At 36.8% G+C, this 17,582-nt stretch carries 16 protein-coding genes and 1 pseudogene; 5 read left to right on the top strand and 12 right to left on the bottom strand.

The features are described from left to right. Window positions 1–42 precede the first annotated feature (42 nt). Complete coding sequence (locus tag WFK35_RS10395; RefSeq protein WP_336732601.1) at window positions 43–1,773, bottom strand: ABC transporter ATP-binding protein; 1,731 nt, start codon at window positions 1,771–1,773, stop codon at window positions 43–45. 500 nt (window positions 1,774–2,273) lie between these two features. Beyond that, window positions 2,274–2,999 (bottom strand): annotated as a pseudogene (gene lptB / locus WFK35_RS10400) (LPS export ABC transporter ATP-binding protein); the annotation flags it as partial. 176 nt (window positions 3,000–3,175) lie between these two features. Between lptB and WFK35_RS10405 the strand changes: the two are divergent. Further along, complete coding sequence (locus WFK35_RS10405; RefSeq protein WP_087709283.1) at window positions 3,176–3,904, top strand: hypothetical protein; 729 nt, start codon at window positions 3,176–3,178, stop codon at window positions 3,902–3,904. A gap of 184 nt (window positions 3,905–4,088) precedes the next feature. Here the strand turns inward: WFK35_RS10405 and hemB are convergent, their stop codons facing one another. Continuing rightward, complete coding sequence (hemB, locus tag WFK35_RS10410; RefSeq protein ID WP_288458670.1) at window positions 4,089–5,078, bottom strand: porphobilinogen synthase; 990 nt, start codon at window positions 5,076–5,078, stop codon at window positions 4,089–4,091. Window positions 5,079–5,199: 121 nt separating this feature from the next. Between hemB and WFK35_RS10415 the strand changes: the two genes are divergently transcribed. The 3 genes from WFK35_RS10415 to WFK35_RS10425 all read left to right on the top strand — a co-directional run bounded on the left by WFK35_RS10415 (window position 5,200) and on the right by WFK35_RS10425 (window position 7,864). Beyond that, window positions 5,200–5,550: a T9SS type A sorting domain-containing protein gene (locus WFK35_RS10415; RefSeq protein ID WP_108408557.1), complete on the top strand. Its 351-nt coding sequence runs from the start codon at window positions 5,200–5,202 to the stop codon at window positions 5,548–5,550. A 92-nt stretch (window positions 5,551–5,642) separates the two neighbouring features. Then, complete coding sequence (locus WFK35_RS10420) at window positions 5,643–6,554, top strand: ABC transporter ATP-binding protein (protein WP_336732595.1); 912 nt, start codon at window positions 5,643–5,645, stop codon at window positions 6,552–6,554. Window positions 6,555–6,556: 2 nt separating this feature from the next. Continuing rightward, window positions 6,557–7,864, top strand: coding sequence for an ABC transporter permease (locus WFK35_RS10425; RefSeq protein ID WP_336690978.1), 1,308 nt, complete (start codon window positions 6,557–6,559; stop codon window positions 7,862–7,864). Window positions 7,865–7,945: 81 nt separating this feature from the next. Here WFK35_RS10425 and WFK35_RS10430 read toward each other — a convergent pair whose 3' ends face one another. The 9 genes from WFK35_RS10430 to WFK35_RS10470 all read right to left on the bottom strand — a co-directional run bounded on the left by WFK35_RS10430 (window position 7,946) and on the right by WFK35_RS10470 (window position 16,141). After that, window positions 7,946–8,608 carry a porin family protein gene (locus WFK35_RS10430; RefSeq protein WP_076395586.1) on the bottom strand — a complete coding sequence of 221 codons (663 nt, stop codon included), beginning with the start codon at window positions 8,606–8,608 and terminating at the stop codon, window positions 7,946–7,948. A gap of 15 nt (window positions 8,609–8,623) precedes the next feature. Next, the gene (sucD, locus tag WFK35_RS10435; protein WP_047488432.1) at window positions 8,624–9,496 is read right to left on the bottom strand and encodes a succinate--CoA ligase subunit alpha; all 873 of its coding nucleotides are present in this window, start codon (window positions 9,494–9,496) and stop codon (window positions 8,624–8,626) included. Window positions 9,497–9,587: 91 nt separating this feature from the next. Beyond that, window positions 9,588–10,490 (bottom strand): UDP-3-O-(3-hydroxymyristoyl)glucosamine N-acyltransferase, encoded by a 903-nt coding sequence (locus tag WFK35_RS10440; protein WP_336732596.1) that lies wholly within the window; start codon window positions 10,488–10,490, stop codon window positions 9,588–9,590. Window positions 10,491–10,674: 184 nt separating this feature from the next. Beyond that, window positions 10,675–11,241 carry an elongation factor P gene (gene efp, locus WFK35_RS10445; RefSeq protein WP_027379799.1) on the bottom strand — a complete coding sequence of 189 codons (567 nt, stop codon included), beginning with the start codon at window positions 11,239–11,241 and terminating at the stop codon, window positions 10,675–10,677. Window positions 11,242–11,259: 18 nt separating this feature from the next. Beyond that, window positions 11,260–11,598, bottom strand: a complete 339-nt coding sequence (locus WFK35_RS10450; protein WP_336732597.1) for a hypothetical protein — start codon at window positions 11,596–11,598, stop codon at window positions 11,260–11,262. A 26-nt stretch (window positions 11,599–11,624) separates the two neighbouring features. Next, window positions 11,625–12,419, bottom strand: coding sequence for an acyl-ACP--UDP-N-acetylglucosamine O-acyltransferase (gene lpxA, locus WFK35_RS10455; RefSeq protein WP_076395592.1), 795 nt, complete (start codon window positions 12,417–12,419; stop codon window positions 11,625–11,627). Next, on the bottom strand, window positions 12,420–13,817 hold the full coding sequence (locus tag WFK35_RS10460) for a bifunctional UDP-3-O-[3-hydroxymyristoyl] N-acetylglucosamine deacetylase/3-hydroxyacyl-ACP dehydratase (RefSeq protein ID WP_336732598.1): 1,398 nt from the start codon (window positions 13,815–13,817) through the stop codon (window positions 12,420–12,422). Window positions 13,818–13,822: 5 nt separating this feature from the next. Beyond that, complete coding sequence (gene lpxD, locus WFK35_RS10465; protein ID WP_185204981.1) at window positions 13,823–14,842, bottom strand: UDP-3-O-(3-hydroxymyristoyl)glucosamine N-acyltransferase; 1,020 nt, start codon at window positions 14,840–14,842, stop codon at window positions 13,823–13,825. Window positions 14,843–14,914: 72 nt separating this feature from the next. Beyond that, window positions 14,915–16,141 (bottom strand): HD domain-containing protein, encoded by a 1,227-nt coding sequence (locus WFK35_RS10470; protein ID WP_336732599.1) that lies wholly within the window; start codon window positions 16,139–16,141, stop codon window positions 14,915–14,917. Window positions 16,142–16,408: 267 nt separating this feature from the next. Between WFK35_RS10470 and WFK35_RS10475 the strand changes: the two genes are divergently transcribed. Beyond that, window positions 16,409–17,582: hypothetical protein (locus WFK35_RS10475; RefSeq protein ID WP_336732600.1), on the top strand; the 1,174-nt coding region annotated here is incomplete at its 3' end.

The raw sequence follows: 17,582 nt of genomic DNA on the forward strand, positions 1-17,582 counted from the left end.
TTATCTTTTATCTTTTATCTTTTATCTTTTATCTTTTATCTTTTATCTTTTATCATTATAAGTATTAACCAATTTATCCAGATTTAAACTCCTCGCAGAGGCATCAAAAATTTCTCTGTAGGTTCCGTTGATCTGTACCAGTTCATCGTGCGTTCCGCTTTCCACTACTCTGCCTTTTTTCATAACGTAAATTTTATCCGAATCCAAAATCTGCGATAAAGAATGGGAAATGATAATCACGGTTCTGCCTTCTTTTATCGCATCCAGAGAATTTTTGATCTGTTCTGTGGCGATGGCATCGAGGCTCGCCGTTGGTTCATCAAGAAAAATAATCGGTGGATTTTTTAAGAATAATCTGGCGATGGCAATTCTCTGCTGCTGTCCTCCAGAAAGCTGCGTGGCATCATGGTTATATTTTTCCGGTAAATCTAAAATCTGTTCGTGGAGATAGGCTTTTTTAGCTGCTTCTTCAATTTCTTCGAATGTCGCATTCATATTTCCGTATCGGATATTGTCTTCGATGCTTCCCTGAAAAATATGGTTTTTCTGAAGTACCAATCCCAGATCATTTCTCAGAAAAGTATTGTCGAAATGATTGAGACCTACCCCATCCAAAAGAATTTCTCCGGAATCGGGAAGGTAAAATTTACACAGAAGATTGATAATCGTTGATTTTCCTGCGCCACTTAATCCGACCAAAGCAGTGGTTTTTCCGTTTTCAATTTTCATGGAAACATCGTGTAAAGCCTGTGTCCCGTTTGGATACGTGAAATTAATGTTTTTTAATTCAAAATTTCCTTTGATATCTTTTTCTACAAAATTTCCGTTCGGTTCTTTTTCGTCGTCTGCATTTAAAATATCAAAATAACCTTCTGCGTAGATCATCGCATCATTCATATCATCATAAATTCTGTGCAGTTGTCGAATGGGAGCCGAAACATTATTGAAAAGCATGATGTGAAGCATAATCGCTCCGATGGTCATCTGCTGATCGAGAACGAGATAAACTGTCAGAAGGATTATTAAAACCACTCCAAACTGTTCGATAAACGTTTTTAAACCATCATAAATAAAGTTTGTTTTTCTCGTAAACATTTGACTTTCCATCAACTGCATCTGCAAGTCGTACTGTTTTTTTCCTTCGAATTTTTCTCGGACAAAACTTTTAATCACCATAATGGAGTTGATTAGATTTAAAAGTCCTGAAGTTTTCTGTTCACGCTGGTTTCTCAGAGTTCTTCTCACTCCGCTTAATTTCTTCGCCTGTAATGAGCTTACATAAAAATAGATGGGAACAATGATGGTAGAAACAATTCCGACGTACACATTTTGAAGATACATGATAACCAATGCAATAATTGAATTTGAAAACAAAGGCAGCATATCAATAAAAAAGTTCTGCACCAGTCGTGTTAGACTTTCAATTCCTCTGTCTATTCTGATCTGCAATTTTCCGGATTCGTGGTTTTCATCATTAAAATAGGCAACTCTGTACGTTAAAATTTTATCGATGGCAGATTGTGCGAGAATAGAACTTACATTAATCCTGATCTTTTCACCATAGAATTTCTGTCCGAAATTGATGAAGATGTTCAGCAATTCTTTTCCCAATAAAATAACGGAAATAATTACGAGAATATGAACTCCTTCCGACATCGGATGCGGAAGATGCGTAAGTTTGGTTACCTCATCTACCGTATATTTTAAGACCAAAGGATTGACCTGTGCCGCCAAAGCTCCCAAAAAGGTTAGAAAGAGCGTTCCGTAGATCATCAAACGATACGGTCTGATGAAAGGAAAAAGCTGTTTATAGATTCCGAATAAGGTGACGGTTCTGTTGAAAGGTTTTGCCATAGAATGATTTTAATAAAAAACGTACCGTTTTACAGAGAAAAAGGTACGTTTTATTCTATTTTTCAGCAAATAATTGCTTTATTTTAATTTTCGAATACGTAAGTTGTAAGATAATGTAACTCAGGTTTACTGGCAGCTTTTGAGTCTGTTTCTGCCTGTTCCAAAGAATATATTGAATTAATCTCTTTCTTCTGAAACACAAAAGAATTATTGGCATTTTTATCCACCACCTCATTAAAAATATGCTGAATTTCCGAATTCCCCAATGAGGCAAAACTGATATCTTCAAAGCCATACAGCAATCTGAGATCATCAAACTGCGCAAAATTTTCGTCCACAAAATTCTGAAACTGGGTTTTAGAATCGAAATTTCCAGCCCAGATATTATATCCGTAACTTTTCTTTTGCGGTTTATCGAAAATGCTTTGGTAAACGAAGTTTTCTCCTAAATAAGCTTCTCTTACCTGCGGATCGTTTGCCAGTTCTTCCGGAAGTCCTTCTTTAAGGATTCTTCCTTCAAACATAATGTATGTTTTGTTGGTAATTGCAAGAGTCTGCTGAACGTTGTGATCGGTAATCAGGATTCCGATATTTTTATCCGTAAGACTTCTTACGATTTTTTGGATATCTTCTACCGCAATCGGGTCTACTCCGGCGAAAGGTTCATCCAGAAGAATAAAACTCGGATCTGTTGCAAGACATCTTGCGATCTCTGTTCTACGTCTTTCCCCACCGGACAAAAGATCTCCACGGTTTTTACGGACGTGCTGTAAAGAAAACTCTTCAATCAGCTCATCACATTTCATCTGCTGTTCGCGTTTTGAAAGCTTGGTTAACTGCAAAACGCCCATGATATTGTCTTCCACCGAAAGTTTACGGAAAACAGATGCTTCCTGAGCAAGATAGCCAATACCTTTCTGAGCTCTGCGGTACATGGCATCGGTGGTAATTTCCTGTTTGTCGAGGAAAATTTTTCCGGAAGTAGGCTTAACCAAACCGACAATCATGTAAAACGAAGTGGTTTTTCCTGCTCCGTTCGGACCAAGCAAACCCACAATTTCTCCCTGCTGAACCTGTACAGAAACGCCTTTTACTACTTTTTTAGGACCGTATTCTTTGATTAAGTTTTCTCCGCGTAAAATCATAAGGGCAAAGATAAAGTTTTTTTGAATTCAAATTTTAGATTAAAAAATGGACTTGAAAGTTTTGTGAAATTTTAATACATCGTTTAAAGATTCTTCGAATAATATTTAACTCAAAATTTTTAAAAACTTTATTTTATTTCCATAATTTTAAGCTTTCATCAACACTTATTATTACTATGGAAAATAATCAACAGCTTACCGAGCTTTTAGCTTTAGATCTTGGTGTAAACATCATCAACCGAAGACCTTATGCGAAAGAAGTTTTCAAATGGCAGGATATGGATCTGCTTCCGCATTCTTCCACTGATACTTTGCTTTGCGAAATCTACGAATGGAACGGAAGAAACTGGAGAACCACAAATAATAATCTCATAGGTTATTTATTTGGCAGCGACCAGTTAAGTACGGTTAAAAATCAACTGATGAATGTTCAGAAATTTCCGGCTCTGATTCCTGATTTTGAATTTACGAAAGACAGCATGATTGAATTCGGACTTGCTCTTCCCTCTCTTTTTAATATCGGAATTAAAGGCGACATTAAAAGCGCCAAAGATTTTTCTGTAAAGGTAAACGGGGTTACAAAATCCAGAATCACCAATATTGATTCTCCGGGAATAGAAATCCTCAGAAAATATTCTGAATTTACCCAAAACGAATCCAGATCATACAGGAAGAACATCAAATTTAATTATCTGAGTACTTCTTTATTTTATGCAGAAAGTGTGGAAATTAATCTTGAAAAAGACGCAGGCGTAAATCTTGATGTGAGTTTCCAGACACAGGATGTTGAAGTAAAAGCCAATGTTGATACGGATACAAAAAAGAATTTTGTTCTGAAATATACCGGAAATCAGGCTCCATTTGCTGCAAAATTTACGAAAGGGAAAGATTTTAATATTTCCTGATGCTTTTAGGAATGGTTTTTTAACCAAGCTTACAATCATCAATTATTTTCTTTGGTTTCAAAAATAAGTTTTGGCTAAAGCCTAATTTGGAGTTCATCAATAAAAAACGGGCTAAAGCCCGTTTCTATTGATAAAAACATTTCGATCCGAAATGTTTTTTTATTTAAAATATAATGTAAAAAAATTATCTGTTCAAAATCATTGCAGCTTCTTTCGCGAAATACGTGAAAATCATATCAGCTCCGGCTCTTTTAAAGCAGGTTAAGCTTTCAATAATAGTTTTATCATTATCCAGCCATCCGTTTTGCGCAGCCGCTTTTACCATAGCATATTCTCCGCTCACGTTGTAAACCGCAATCGGAAGATCAATCGCTTCACGAACTTTAGAAACAATATCCAGATACGGAAGTCCCGGTTTAATCATGATAATATCGGCTCCTTCTTCAATATCTTTAAAAACTTCGTTTAACGCTTCTCTGGAATTATGAAAATCCATCTGATATGTTTTTTTATCCTTCGGAATTTCCATATTATCTTTCGGAGCACTGTCTAATGCGCTTCTGAAAGGTCCGTAGAAAGAACTTGCATATTTTGCAGCATAGCTTAAAATACCCACATCGGTAAATCCGCTGTCTTCCAATGCTTCACGAATGACCTGAACTCTGCCATCCATCATGTCACTTGGTGCCACAATGTCTGCTCCTGCTTCTGCGTGTGACACAGACATTCTTGCCAAAGCATCGTTTGTAGCATCATTTACAATTTTTCCGTTTTCGATAATTCCGTCATGACCGTAAATAGAATACGGATCTAAAGCAACATCGGGCATTACTACCATTTCGGGAAGTGCATCTTTTATAGCTCTGATCGTGTTCTGCATCAGTCCGTTTTTATTCCATGCTTCTTTTCCGGTATTGTCTTTCAGGTCTTCTGAAACCTTCATATAAAGATTAACCGCTTTTATGCCTAAAGAAAATAATTCCTTACATTCTTTCACCGTCAGATCAATACTTCTTCTGAAAATTCCCGGCATCGACGGGATCGGTTCTTCTTTATTCTCGCCCTCCATTACGAAGATCGGCATTACAAAATCATTGGTTGTAAGAGAACATTCTCTTACCAGACTTCTTACAGATTCGTTTACTCTCAGCCTTCTATTTCTTGAATGTATCATTTTGGAATACTTTTTGAATGAAATTTAATGCAAATTTACTACAACTTATATAAAAAAACTATTGCGTAGAATTGCAGAATTATTTATTTTTGTTAAAATATCCCTTAGAAATTATAATTTGATGAGAAAACTTTTACTTTTGTTTATCTTTTTAGGCGCATTTGTTGGATTTTCCAACAATATGAAGGCGCAGATAAAGGAGCCGGCTTCCTTCTCTCAGAAGTCTGATGACGGAGTGCTTGTTGCTTATCCTAATCCGGCTAAGGATTTCCTTATCGTAAAAGCGAAAGATCCGAACCTGAAAATCAGAAGTGTGATTTTCTACTCGATTTTGGGTACACAGATCGCAAGCTACTCGGTAAACATGAATTCCGGTGAGATTAATATTGAAAAACTAAAGCCCGGTAAATATTTAATCCGATATATTCTGAGTGACAACACGATGAAAGTCACACAGATTATGAAACAATAATTTAAATCCTGATAATCATCAGGATTTTTTCTTTTAGCTTAATTATTCCGTAACTTTCGGAACATTTTTATACTAATTATAAAAACAAATTAATGCTAAAAGCTGAACATATTAGAAAGACCTATAACGCAGGAAAAAAGGTAGCTTTGGATGATTTCAGCATCCATGTTCCGAAAGGAAGTGTGTATGGTCTTTTAGGTCCGAACGGAGCCGGAAAAACCTCTTTTATCCGGATTATCAATCAAATTACGCAGGCAGATTCCGGAGAAATACAGATCAACGGACAAAAGCTTAATCCGGATCATATTAAAGATATCGGATATATGCCTGAAGAACGCGGGCTGTATAAAAACATGACCGTAGGAGATCAGCTTCTCTATTTCGGAGAACTGAAAGGCATGAAAAAGAATGATGCTTTAACCGAGGCAAAAAAGTGGTTTGATAAACTTCACATCGACCAATGGTGGAAGAAAAAGCTGTCTGAGCTGTCAAAAGGGATGGCGCAGAAAATACAGTTTGTGGTTACCGTTCTTCACCGTCCGCATTTGTTGATTCTTGATGAACCTTTTTCTGGTTTTGATCCTGTAAATGCCAATTTAATTAAAGACCAGATTATTGATCTTAAGAATAACGGAACTACCATTATTCTTTCTACTCACCGAATGGAAAGTGTGGAGGAAATGTGCGATTATGTGGCTTTGATTAATAATTCAAAAAAAATTATCGACGGAAGGGTTTTCGATGTACGCGAGAAATTCAAGAAAAATATTTTCGGAATTACGGTTTCTGATGTCAATGATTCTCAACTGGAGGCTTTCAGAAATAAATATGAAATTTTCAATATCAGCAATGAAAACAATTTGCTTTCCTTTGATCTGAAAAATGAAGCCGACCAGAATCATATTCTTCTGGATCTTATACATGTGGGAAAAGTAAGGTCATTCGACGAAAAAATTCCGAGTATGAACGAGGTGTTTATTAATGCGGTAAGCAATAATTCTTAATTATGAATAATATTTTTTTAATTACAAAAAGAGAATTTCTTACGCAGGTTAAGAAAAAATCTTTCATCATATTAACGCTTTTAGCTCCGATTCTTTTACTGGGTTTTGGTGCTGTTATCGGTTTGATGTTTAAGGCTAACGAATCTCACAGCATTATTGAAGTAGTTGACAAAAACGGCTTGTTTAAAAATCAACTGAAATCGAATGATAAACTGAACTATGTTTTTGTTTCTGCGGCAGATGAAAAGTCAAAGATCAATAATCTGAAGAATAATGAATCTTTAGACGGAATTTTGGTTCTGCCTGAACTGAAAGATCAGAATTTTGACGAATTAGAAAAGAATACGAGGCTTGTTATCAACAATAAAATCGGGTTTGATACGAAGCAAAAAATTGTTTCGGACATTAATGAAGTCATCAAAAAAGAGAAAATAAAAAAACTGGGTATCGCTGAAGTACAGCTTGATAATCTGGACAAAAGTTTCAATTTGAAAACGATTAACGTCTCGGAAAATAACAAAGAAGATTCTGATCTTGCTTTCGGCGTAAAAAGCGTTCTGAGTATGCTTTTAATGTACGTGACTTTCATGTTTATCATTATCTACGGAGTTAGGGTGATGAGAAGCGTACTGGAAGAGAAAAATAACCGTGTTGTGGAAATTATTATTTCTTCGGTGAAGCCTTTTGAACTGATGATGGGTAAAATTCTGGGGGTAACAATGGTTGCACTTACTCAATTTATCGTTTGGATCACGATGTCGGTTATCGGAGCTTTGGTTCTGAATACCGGATTTTCTGCCATTCCGAAAAATATTCCCGGGAATGAAGGTGTTGCTGAAAAATTTGATGTTTTACAGATGGGAACTCAGATTTCGCATAGTTTACTGGAACTGAATTTCCCTTTAATTATTTTTGTTTTTATTACATTTTTCCTTTTAGGATATATCTTTTACAGTTCCATTTATGCCGCAATCGGTTCTGCTGTAGATAACGAGACAGAAACGCAGCAGTTCACATTATTTGCAGTTCTGCCTTTAATGCTTGGAATGTATGGGAGTTTCACGTTAATGAATAATCCGGATGGTCCTTTAGGATTCTGGCTTTCTATTATTCCGTTTACGTCTCCTGTGGCAATGATCGCAAGAATTCCTTACGGAGTTCCGGCGTGGCAGATTGCGCTGTCTATTGGCTTGCTTTTAGGAACGACTCTTTTTATGATATTTCTGGCAGGTAAAATTTATCGTGTCGGAATTTTAATGTATGGAAATAAAGCTACTCTGAAGGAAATCTGGAAATGGATTAAAGGATAAGCTGTAAGCAGAATTATTTTATATAAAAACTCCCGAAACATTTAGTTTCGGGAGTTTTTATGTTTTGATTAGAATCAATTTTTATTTGAAGATGTAGCTTAAGCTTAAACTAAGAACCTGCTCAGACTTTCCTTTATTGGTTCCTTTCGGCTCCTGATCAAGGCCGGGATATGTATTCGTAACTCCGAAATCATATTTTGCCGTAAGTTCAAGCTGTCTTTTATAACTATATCCTACTCCTAGTCCTATTCCAAAGTTAAATGAACTCGCTTTACCGTTTACATTAGGATAATTCGGATCAATCTGATCTTTTGTGTAGTAGATCTTAGGTGCGTTTTTAACGTTCTGACTTAATAAAAAATTAAATCTGGGACCTATTAACCCAAAAAATTCAGATTCAGATTCAGAAAAATACCCTTTAAAAGAGATCGGTACACTCAGATAGTTATTTGCGTATACCGCATCATAACCGGGATAGTTTTTAGCATCTTTATCCTTTCCTGTTTCTCCTGCTCCAAAGTAAACTACTTCAGGCTGTATGAAAAACTGGTTGGCTGAACCTATCGGTATTAAAGCCAATACTCCTGCCTGAACGGTATATCTCGGTCCGGAAGGGTTATGAGCATTCTTCACTCGGGAATAGTTTCCTCCTACAGTAACACCGAATCTTGTGCTGCCAAAATCGATCTGTGCGAAAGACATGGTAGAAAGTGCCAATGCAGAGGCTAATAAAAATTTTTTCATATCGTTATGTTTATGTTATCCTAGAATTTTTGCAACAGTAGCACCAATATCAGCAGGAGAGTCTACCACGTTAATTCCGTTTTCTCTCATGATTTCCATTTTAGCCTGAGCTGTATCTTCTGCTCCGCCTACGATTGCACCTGCGTGCCCCATTGTTCTTCCTTTAGGAGCAGTCTGCCCTGCGATGAAACCTACAACCGGCTTTGTAGAACCACTTGCTTTGTACCATCTTGCTGCTTCCGCTTCAAGACCTCCACCGATTTCTCCGATCATTACAACCGCTTCAGTTTCAGGATCGTTGATGAATAATTCCAAAGCTTCTCTTGTAGTTGTTCCGATGATCGGGTCTCCACCGATACCGATTGCTGTAGAGATACCGTAACCCGCTCTTACTACCTGATCTGCAGCTTCGTAAGTAAGAGTACCGGATTTAGAAACGATACCTACTTTACCTTTTTTGAAAACGAAACCTGGCATAATCCCAATTTTAGCTTCTTCAGAAGTAATGATTCCCGGGCAGTTCGGACCGATTAATCTGCAGTCTCTGTCAGCAATGTAAGATTTTACTTTCACCATATCCGCTACAGGAATACCTTCAGTAATACATACAATAACTTTGATCCCAGCTTCAGCAGCTTCCATAATAGCGTCAGCAGCAAATGCAGGCGGTACGAAAATAATACTTACGTTAGCTCCGGCTTTTTCTACAGCATCTGCTACCGTATTGAATACAGGCTTCCCTAAGTGCTCGCTTCCTCCTTTTCCCGGAGTAACACCACCTACTACGTTGGTTCCGTATTCGATCATCTGGCTTGCGTGGAAAGTACCTTCGTTCCCTGTAAATCCTTGTACAATTACTTTAGAATCTTTGTTTACTAAAATTGACATTTTATTATTTATTTAATTTATTTATTACTTTTTTAAATGCACACAAATTTAATTAAATTTCTTTGATTTAAGATAAATCTAACTAATTTGTTTATTTGAGATTTCTCAGTTTGACTTCTTTTTTAAGATACGTTTTAAAATCTTCCGCAAACATCCCGATGTAAGTTCCTTTTTCTAGATCTCTGTTTACTCCGGTTTTCCCTAATAATACGGAACCGCTTTCAATTTTATTGCCTGAAGCGATACCGACCTGTCCCCATAAGGTAACCTCATCACCAATAACACAGCATCCTGCAATACCGACCTGAGAAGCGATAAGACATTTTTTTCCGATCACGGTATCGTGCCCGATCTGGATCTGATTATCCAGAACAGAACCTTCTCCGATAATGGTAGAATCTGTAACTCCTCTGTCGATAGTACAACCGTTTCCGATCTCTACATTGTTCTTGATCACTACATTTCCTACTGAAATGAGACGGTCGAAATTACCGTTTAATTTTCTGTAATAAAAAGCGTCACCGCCTAAAACGGTATTGGACTGTATTACTACATTGTCGCCAATTACGGTTCTGTCGCCGATGACAACATTAGGAAAAATCAGGGTGTTTTTTCCTATTTTCACGTTATTTCCGATAACCGCAGAAGCATGAATTTTTGTTCCCTCTCCTATTTCTACATCATGAAGTTCTTCCGTGAAGTTATAGATTCTTGTAAAATGGGTATTGATTTTATTGAAATCTCTGAAAGGATCTTCTGAAACCAACAGTGCTTTTCCTTCCGGACATTCTACTTCTTTATCGATCAAAATAATCGTCGCAGCGGAATTTAATGCTTTATCGTAATATTTGGGATGGTTAACGAAAACGATTTCACCGGCTTTTACCATGTGAATTTCATTCGTTCCCAACACTTCGAAGTCTTCTGAACCTACAAATTTTGCCCCGATAAGTTCGGCAATGGTTTTCAGTTTTTGTGGCTGATGAAACGTCATATTTTTTTTAAATGATGTTTTAAATTTTCAACGGTGTCTTGAAATCCTGACACGGTTTTGTTTTTCCAATTTTAATTACAGCCCGACCGAACCCTTCGACAAGCTCAGGGTAAACTACAAAGCTGCCATAAAAAATGAAAGCTGAAAGTTGTTATACTTCCAGCCTCATATTATTTGTGAATAATTATTCTTTTACTCTTTCTAAGTAAGAACCATCTTCTGTGCTTACTTTGATCTTGTCTCCCGGCTCAATGAACAGAGGAACCATTACTCTTGCTCCTGTTTCTACGATTGCATTTTTAAGAGCGTTGGTTGCCGTGTTTCCTTTTACTCCCGGATCAGCTTCCACCACTTCCAGATAAACGGACTGCGGTAATTCTGCCGAAAGCGGAGTTTCGTCTGCTTCTTTTAAAATGATGGTTACTTCTTCACCCGCTTTCATCAGGTTGGAGTTTTCAATCATTTCTTTGTTAAGGTATAACTGAGAGAAGTCATCGTTATTCATGAAGTGGAAACCATTTTCATCATCGTAAAGATACTGGTATTTTCTTGTGATTACTTTTACCTCATCAATTTTGTGACCTGCAGAGAAAGTATTGTCGATTACTTTACCGTTGGTTACAGATTTTAATTTTGTTCTAACGAAAGCAGGACCTTTTCCCGGTTTTACGTGAAGGAATTCGATAACTTTATAAATATCGTTGCTGTATTCGATGCAAAGTCCTTTTCTGATATCGTTACTTGTTGCCATTAATTTATTATATATTTTTTATTTTCTTTTGTTAAATTGTATTCCTTCTCCCTGTGTTGGCAGTCTGTTGAAAACATTATTATTGAATGAATTCACATTATTATTCAGTCTGTTTACATTCGTCTGTATCTCGGAATGATAGGGATTGGCGGTTCCAAAAATTGAATTACTGCCGGAATTATTCTGTTTCAGAATATCATTGAGATTATGTTTAGCGATGCTGTCACTGGATTTTGAAGGCAGTCTTCTTTCCAGAATAGAAGTCTTGGCTGTTTTCTCCGTTTTTAATCCTTCTGTCTGTTGTCCGGACAAAAAAGATGCTGTAAAACACATTAAAACTAAAATCAGACTTTTCATTGATAACAACGCTAAACTTTTCTTTATTATTCTCTTTCCTTCCCTGTCCCGTATCCTTTTACGATTCCTCTTGGAGAATTCTGGATAAACTGAAGGATTTCATCTCTTTCAGCCGTCGGAAGCATTTCTTTTTCTATGTAAAGCAACGCTTGGGAAACGTTCATTTTCATCTGGAAGATCGCTCTGTAAATTTTCTGAATTTCAAAGATTTTTTCGTTGGTAAATCCTCTTCTTCTTAAACCTACAGAATTAATTCCTGCGTAAGACATTGGTTCTCTTGCCACTTTTACATAAGGCGGAATATCTTTTCTTACCAGAGTTCCTCCCGAAATCATCACGTGTTTTCCGATTTTTCCGAACTGATGAACAGCAGATAAACCACCCATCACAGTATAATCCCCGATTTCCACATGACCTGCAATACCACAACCGTTTACGATGATCACATGATCTCCGATTACGCAATCATGAGCAATGTGGGAAGTTGCCATAATAAGACAGTTTTTCCCAATTTTGGTAAAACCTAGGGCTTTTGTTCCTCTGTTTACCGTTACACATTCTCTGATCGTTGTTTCATCGCCGATAATGACCTGCGTATCTTCACCATCAAATTTCAAATCCTGAGGAATCGCAGAAATTACCGTTCCCGGAAAAATTCTGCAATTTTTACCGATTCTTGCACCATCCATGATGGTAACATTGGGACCAATCCATGTTCCTTCGCCAATTTCCACGTCCCCTGCAATAGTAGTAAAAGGTTCTACGATTACATTTTTGCTGATTTTCGCACGTTTATCTACGGCTGCTAACTGATGAATCATTTAATCAACTTTATTTTTTGCAACTTGGGCCATAAGTTCTGCTTCTACCGCTACTGTATCTCCTACATAACCATAACCCTGCATATGAACAATTCCTCTTCTGATAGGCTCTATCAATTCAATCTTGAAGATGAGCGTATCTCCCGGAATTACTTTTCTCTTGAATTTTACTTTATCTATTTTAATAAAGTATGTGGAGTAATTTTCTGGATCCGGAACGCTTGCCAAAACAAGAATTCCTCCGGTCTGTGCTAAAGCTTCTACCTGTAAAACTCCCGGCATTACAGGCTCTTTCGGGAAATGTCCAACGAAGAAAGGTTCGTTCATTGTAACATTTTTAAGACCCACAACATGAGAATCTGAAAGCTCAAGAATTTTATCGATCAATAAGAACGGCGGTCTGTGAGGCATCAGTTTCATGATTCCGTTGATATCGAAAACCGGTTCTTTTGTTAAATCAAAATCAGGAACATTTTTCTTTTTCTGCAGTTTCCACTGACGGTTCAGTTTTTTTGCAAACTGTGTGTTTACGTAATGTCCCGGTTTGTTGGCAATTACCTTACCTTTTATTTTCACTCCTGCCAAAGCCAGATCACCGATCACATCGAGTAATTTGTGTCTTGCGGCTTCGTTGGGATAGTTTAAGTTCAAATTATCAAGAATTCCGTTTGGTCTTATCGATACGTTATCTTTACCAAAGGCTTTCTTTAGTTTTTCTGTGGTTTCCGGTGTAAGATCTTTATCTACATAAACAATCGCGTTGGAAATATCTCCGCCTTTAATCAAACCGTTATCTAAAAGCATTTCTAGCTCGTGTAAAAAGCTGAATGTTCTTGCTGATGAAATTTCTTCTTTAAACTCAGAAATATTTTTAAGCGTAGCATTTTGAGTTCCTAAAACTTTGGTCCCGAAATCTACCATCGTTGTTACTTCGTAGGTATCTGAAGGAATAATAGTGATCTCAGATCCTGTAGCCGGATCGCTGTAAGTAAGCACTTCTTTTACCACAAGATATTCTCTTGCTATATTTTGCTCCACTACTCCTACGCTTTCGATTGCTTCTACAAAGAATTTTGAAGAACCGTCTAAGATCGGCGGTTCGGAAGCATCCATTTCAAGAATGGCATTATCAATATCACAGCCTACCAAAGCCGCTAAAAGATGCTCGCAAGTTGTGATCTTTACTCCCAGTTTTTCTAATGTTGTTCCTCTTTCTGTAGCTACAACGTAGTTAACGTCTGCTTCGACCTGAGGATTTCCTTCCAAATCTGTTCTTACGAATACGAAACCTGTATTTTCTTTTGCAGGTTTCATGGTTAATTTTACTTCTTTACCAGTATGAAGTCCGATTCCGGAAAGTGTCACTTCCTGCTGAAGTGTTTTTTGCATATCACTCATTAGTTTTAATCTTTTGAGTTATTCTCGAGATTATTTATTCTTTTTACCACTTCAGGTAAGTTTCTGAAATGTACATAGCTTCTAAGGTAGTCGTTGTAGCTGATCGCCGGAGATCCATAAATGGTTTCTCTGTCGTTTACGCTGGAATTTACGCCACTCTGAGCCTGTATTTTTACCTGATTTCCTATTTTGATGTGTCCTACAACACCTACCTGACCTCCAATCTGGTTCCAGTCTCCGATGGTTGTAGATCCTGCAATTCCGGCTTGTGCGGCAATTACATTGTTTTTTCCGATTTTTACGTTGTGAGCAATCTGGATCAGATTATCAATTTTAGTACCTTTTCCGATAACGGTAGAACCAATGGTTGCTCTGTCTATACTGCAGTTGGAACCAATTTCCACATCGTCTTCAATGATAACGTTTCCTAACTGCGGAATTTTTTTGAATCCGTCCGGAGTCGGCTGAAATCCGAAACCGTCTCCTCCGATTACGGTATTGGAATGAATAACACAATTGTCTCCGATAATACAGTAATCATAAATTCTCGCTCCACTGTCAATTTTACAGTTTTTCCCGATCTTCACCCCTTTTCCGATGTAAACCTGCGGATAAATCTGGCTTCCCTCTCCCACTTTTGCCTTTTCTGAAACGTAGGTAAAAGCTCCGATATACACATCTTCTCCGATTACGGCAGTTTCATGAATGGATGAACCATTTTCGATTCCTTTTCTTCTTCCCTGCATTTCCTGATATAAATTCATGAGAACCTGAAAAGAAAGATAAGCATCCTTTACTGCAATAACAGTAGGAAGGTAAGAATCTTTTGAGATAAGCTTTTCCGAAACAATGATAACGGAACATTTTGAAGTCTCTAAATAATGCGAAAATCTATCCTGCGCGATGAAAGAAAGATGTCCTGTTTCCCCGCTTTCTATGGGCGAAACTCCAGTAATAAGTGCGTTTTCGTCACCTATTATTTTTCCGTCGATAAAACTTGCAATTTGCGAAGCTGTAAATTCCATATTCTGCAAAGATAAGAAATTCTGTAATTCGCAAACATTTTTTAGTTTTCGGAACGTGAATTTTAATATTCTTTAAGAAATAATGTGTGAAATATTTCTTGGAAATGTAAGAATATACCTTGTGGTTTTATTTACCATTAAGCCCGATAAAAGCTGGTCTTCCGATTCATCAAGTCGTATTTTTTTACCGTTTTTCTGCAACAGATAAATCGGCTGTTTTTCGGTATCGTAAGGAAGGAGTTTTCTTTTTATTTCGTGTACGAGTTCTTTCCCATTATCGATTCCGAAAAATTCATTCAAATTCTTTATTTTTTCTTCAATAAAACCCGGCTCAAAAGGATGAGATGAAATAATGGTTTTCGGAAGGTTTCTCTGGATCACACATTTACACCAGTAAGACAAAATCATGTCGTCTGCGTGCTGCCAGTTTTTCATTGCCTGAATAATATCATTATCGTCCAGCTGCGTGAATCTTTCAATATCTTCATCTGTAGCAGTACTTTTCCCGCGATGAAGAAAATATTTCAGATTTTCCGCTGCCGGTAAATCGATTCCCTGCGACACCAAAAGTTTGGCTCTTTCTAAAATTTTAACGAGAAGAAATTCTGCCAGAGCAGACGTTTTATGATAATACACCTGCCAATACATAAACATTCTGGCGGTAAGAAAATTCTCAATAGAATAAACGCCTTTTGCATCAATCACCAATTCGCCCTCATCACAGACGTTCATCATGGAAATGATTCTCTGTGTATTGATGCTTCCTTCGGAAACTCCCGTAAAAAAGCTGTCCCGTTTCAAATAATCCAACCGATCGACATCGAGCTGTGAAGAAATAAGCTGGTTGAAAAACTTTCGGTGGTATTTTCCCTGAAACATTTCGATAGCGCAGGATAATTCTCCGTTAAATTCATCATTCAGACGATTCATTAGCAATAAAGATAATTTTTCATGATGCCAATCGTCCATCAGCATACTTTCCAGAGCGTGGGAAAACGGACCATGACCAATATCATGCATTAAAATAGCCAACATTGCCCCTTTTTCTTCCTCTTCTGAAATTTTCACGCCTTTCTGCTTCAAAGTTTCCAAAGCAGTAAACATGAGATGCATGGCTCCTAAAGCGTGATGAAATCTTGTATGTGTCGCGCCCGGAAAAATGAGGTTCAAAAGTCCGGTCTGTCCTATCCTTCTTAATCTCTGAAAGTAAGGATGCTCGATGATATCGAATAAAATTTCATGGGGAATTTTGATGAATCCGTGAACGGGATCGTTGATGATTTTTAGCTTATTCTGCATTGGAAAACGTCTGTATTTGCAAACAAATTTAGGAATTTTATATTTTAGAGGTAATTAATTTTCATTAAACTGTTTGTTGTTTTAAAAGTAACTTTCTTTGTTGAATTTGTTTTTAACACAAAGTCCGCAAAGATTTTTTTTACAGTTGTGTTGCATATTTTCGTTCGGAAAGGCGTTTCACTCAGCAAAGGCTGGATAAAAATCTTCTCTGAATAAATAGTTGTGCTGTTTGTGTTTAAAAGCTATCTTTGACTGAATAACCTTTTCATGAGAAAACTCTCACTCTTTATCATTCTGTTTTTCTGTTTACAATTTTCAGCACAGGCTTTATCGGAAAATCAAAAGCTTGAATCTTTGTGCAAAGTGTGGGGATTTTTAAAATATTATCATCCGAATGTAGCAAAAGGTAAGTTTAATTGGGATCAGCAGTTATTTCAGAAAATTGATGAACTTGAAAATATTAACAATAAAGATCAATTGAATGAATTTTATGCTAACTGGATTGAAAGTCTCGGAAAAACTGAAGTTTGTAAAAATTGTGTAAATGATAACAATAAAGTTTATTTCTTAAAAAATTTTGATCTCGGATGGATGAGCGATCAGCGTATTTTTTCTGAAAATGTAAGTCAGAAGCTAAAATTTATTGAGAAGAACAGAAATATCGGTGAAAATTATTACTTCGGATTAACGGGAAGAAAGGTCTATTTCAGGAATGAGAATTCTTACGGATCGAAATTTACTTCAAAACAAACAGCTCTTCTTGAACTGTTCAGATATTGGAATTATGCAGAATATTTTTTTGCCTACAAGTATAAAACCGATCAGAACTGGAATGATGTTTTACGGGAAATGATTCCTAAATTTCTTGCTGTTGATAATGATGAAAACTATCATTTAACTTTAGCTGAACTTGTGACCAAAACGGATGATTCGCATGCTTTTTTATTTTCAAGGCTGACTAGTTTAAACCAATACGGAAGAAAAAATGTTCCGGTACAGTATTCTTATGCGGAAGGAAAGCTGGTTGTAACGAAAACATATCCGACTATTTTTAATGAAGAAAATCCGCTCAAAATTGGTGATGTGATCTACGATGTTGAAGGATTAACGATTCCGCAGAAAATCAATTCTTTCGGGAAATATCTTCCGGCTTCCAATTCATGGGGAAAAATCAACAAATCGAAATATCTTTTTCTGTATACCAATAAAGATTCACTTGAGCTTAAAATTGAAAGGGACGGAATTAATTTAGCCATAAAAGTAAAAACGTATTTGCAGAAAGAAATTATTCGCGAAAATCCTCCGGTTTCTGAAAAATGGAAGTTTCTCGATGATGAAAAAAAGGTGGGTTATGTGAACATGGGATTAATCAAAAGATCTGATCTGAATGATATGTTCGAAAATCTGAAAAATACAGAATCGATTATTTTCGACTCCCGAA

The organism is Chryseobacterium sp. VD8 (assembly GCF_037149975.1).
Taxonomy (GTDB): Bacteria; Bacteroidota; Bacteroidia; order Flavobacteriales; family Weeksellaceae; genus Chryseobacterium; species Chryseobacterium indicum.

Excerpts from the sequence above, each read along its gene's own strand:
- WFK35_RS10395 (WP_336732601.1), bottom strand. The coding sequence starts at position 1,773 with ATGATCTACGGAACGCTCTTTCTAACCTTTTTGGGAGCTTTGGCGGCA.
- WFK35_RS10405 (WP_087709283.1), top strand. The coding sequence starts at position 3,176 with ATGGAAAATAATCAACAGCTTACCGAGCTTTTAGCTTTAGATCTTGGT.
- hemB (WP_288458670.1), bottom strand. The coding sequence starts at position 5,078 with ATGATACATTCAAGAAATAGAAGGCTGAGAGTAAACGAATCTGTAAGA.
- WFK35_RS10415 (WP_108408557.1), top strand. The coding sequence starts at position 5,200 with ATGAGAAAACTTTTACTTTTGTTTATCTTTTTAGGCGCATTTGTTGGA.
- WFK35_RS10420 (WP_336732595.1), top strand. The coding sequence starts at position 5,643 with ATGCTAAAAGCTGAACATATTAGAAAGACCTATAACGCAGGAAAAAAG.
- WFK35_RS10425 (WP_336690978.1), top strand. The coding sequence starts at position 6,557 with ATGAATAATATTTTTTTAATTACAAAAAGAGAATTTCTTACGCAGGTT.
- WFK35_RS10430 (WP_076395586.1), bottom strand. The coding sequence starts at position 8,608 with ATGAAAAAATTTTTATTAGCCTCTGCATTGGCACTTTCTACCATGTCT.
- sucD (WP_047488432.1), bottom strand. The coding sequence starts at position 9,496 with ATGTCAATTTTAGTAAACAAAGATTCTAAAGTAATTGTACAAGGATTT.
- WFK35_RS10440 (WP_336732596.1), bottom strand. The coding sequence starts at position 10,490 with ATGACGTTTCATCAGCCACAAAAACTGAAAACCATTGCCGAACTTATC.
- efp (WP_027379799.1), bottom strand. The coding sequence starts at position 11,241 with ATGGCAACAAGTAACGATATCAGAAAAGGACTTTGCATCGAATACAGC.
- WFK35_RS10450 (WP_336732597.1), bottom strand. The coding sequence starts at position 11,598 with ATGAAAAGTCTGATTTTAGTTTTAATGTGTTTTACAGCATCTTTTTTG.
- lpxA (WP_076395592.1), bottom strand. The coding sequence starts at position 12,419 with ATGATTCATCAGTTAGCAGCCGTAGATAAACGTGCGAAAATCAGCAAA.
- WFK35_RS10460 (WP_336732598.1), bottom strand. The coding sequence starts at position 13,817 with ATGAGTGATATGCAAAAAACACTTCAGCAGGAAGTGACACTTTCCGGA.
- lpxD (WP_185204981.1), bottom strand. The coding sequence starts at position 14,842 with ATGGAATTTACAGCTTCGCAAATTGCAAGTTTTATCGACGGAAAAATA.
- WFK35_RS10470 (WP_336732599.1), bottom strand. The coding sequence starts at position 16,141 with ATGCAGAATAAGCTAAAAATCATCAACGATCCCGTTCACGGATTCATC.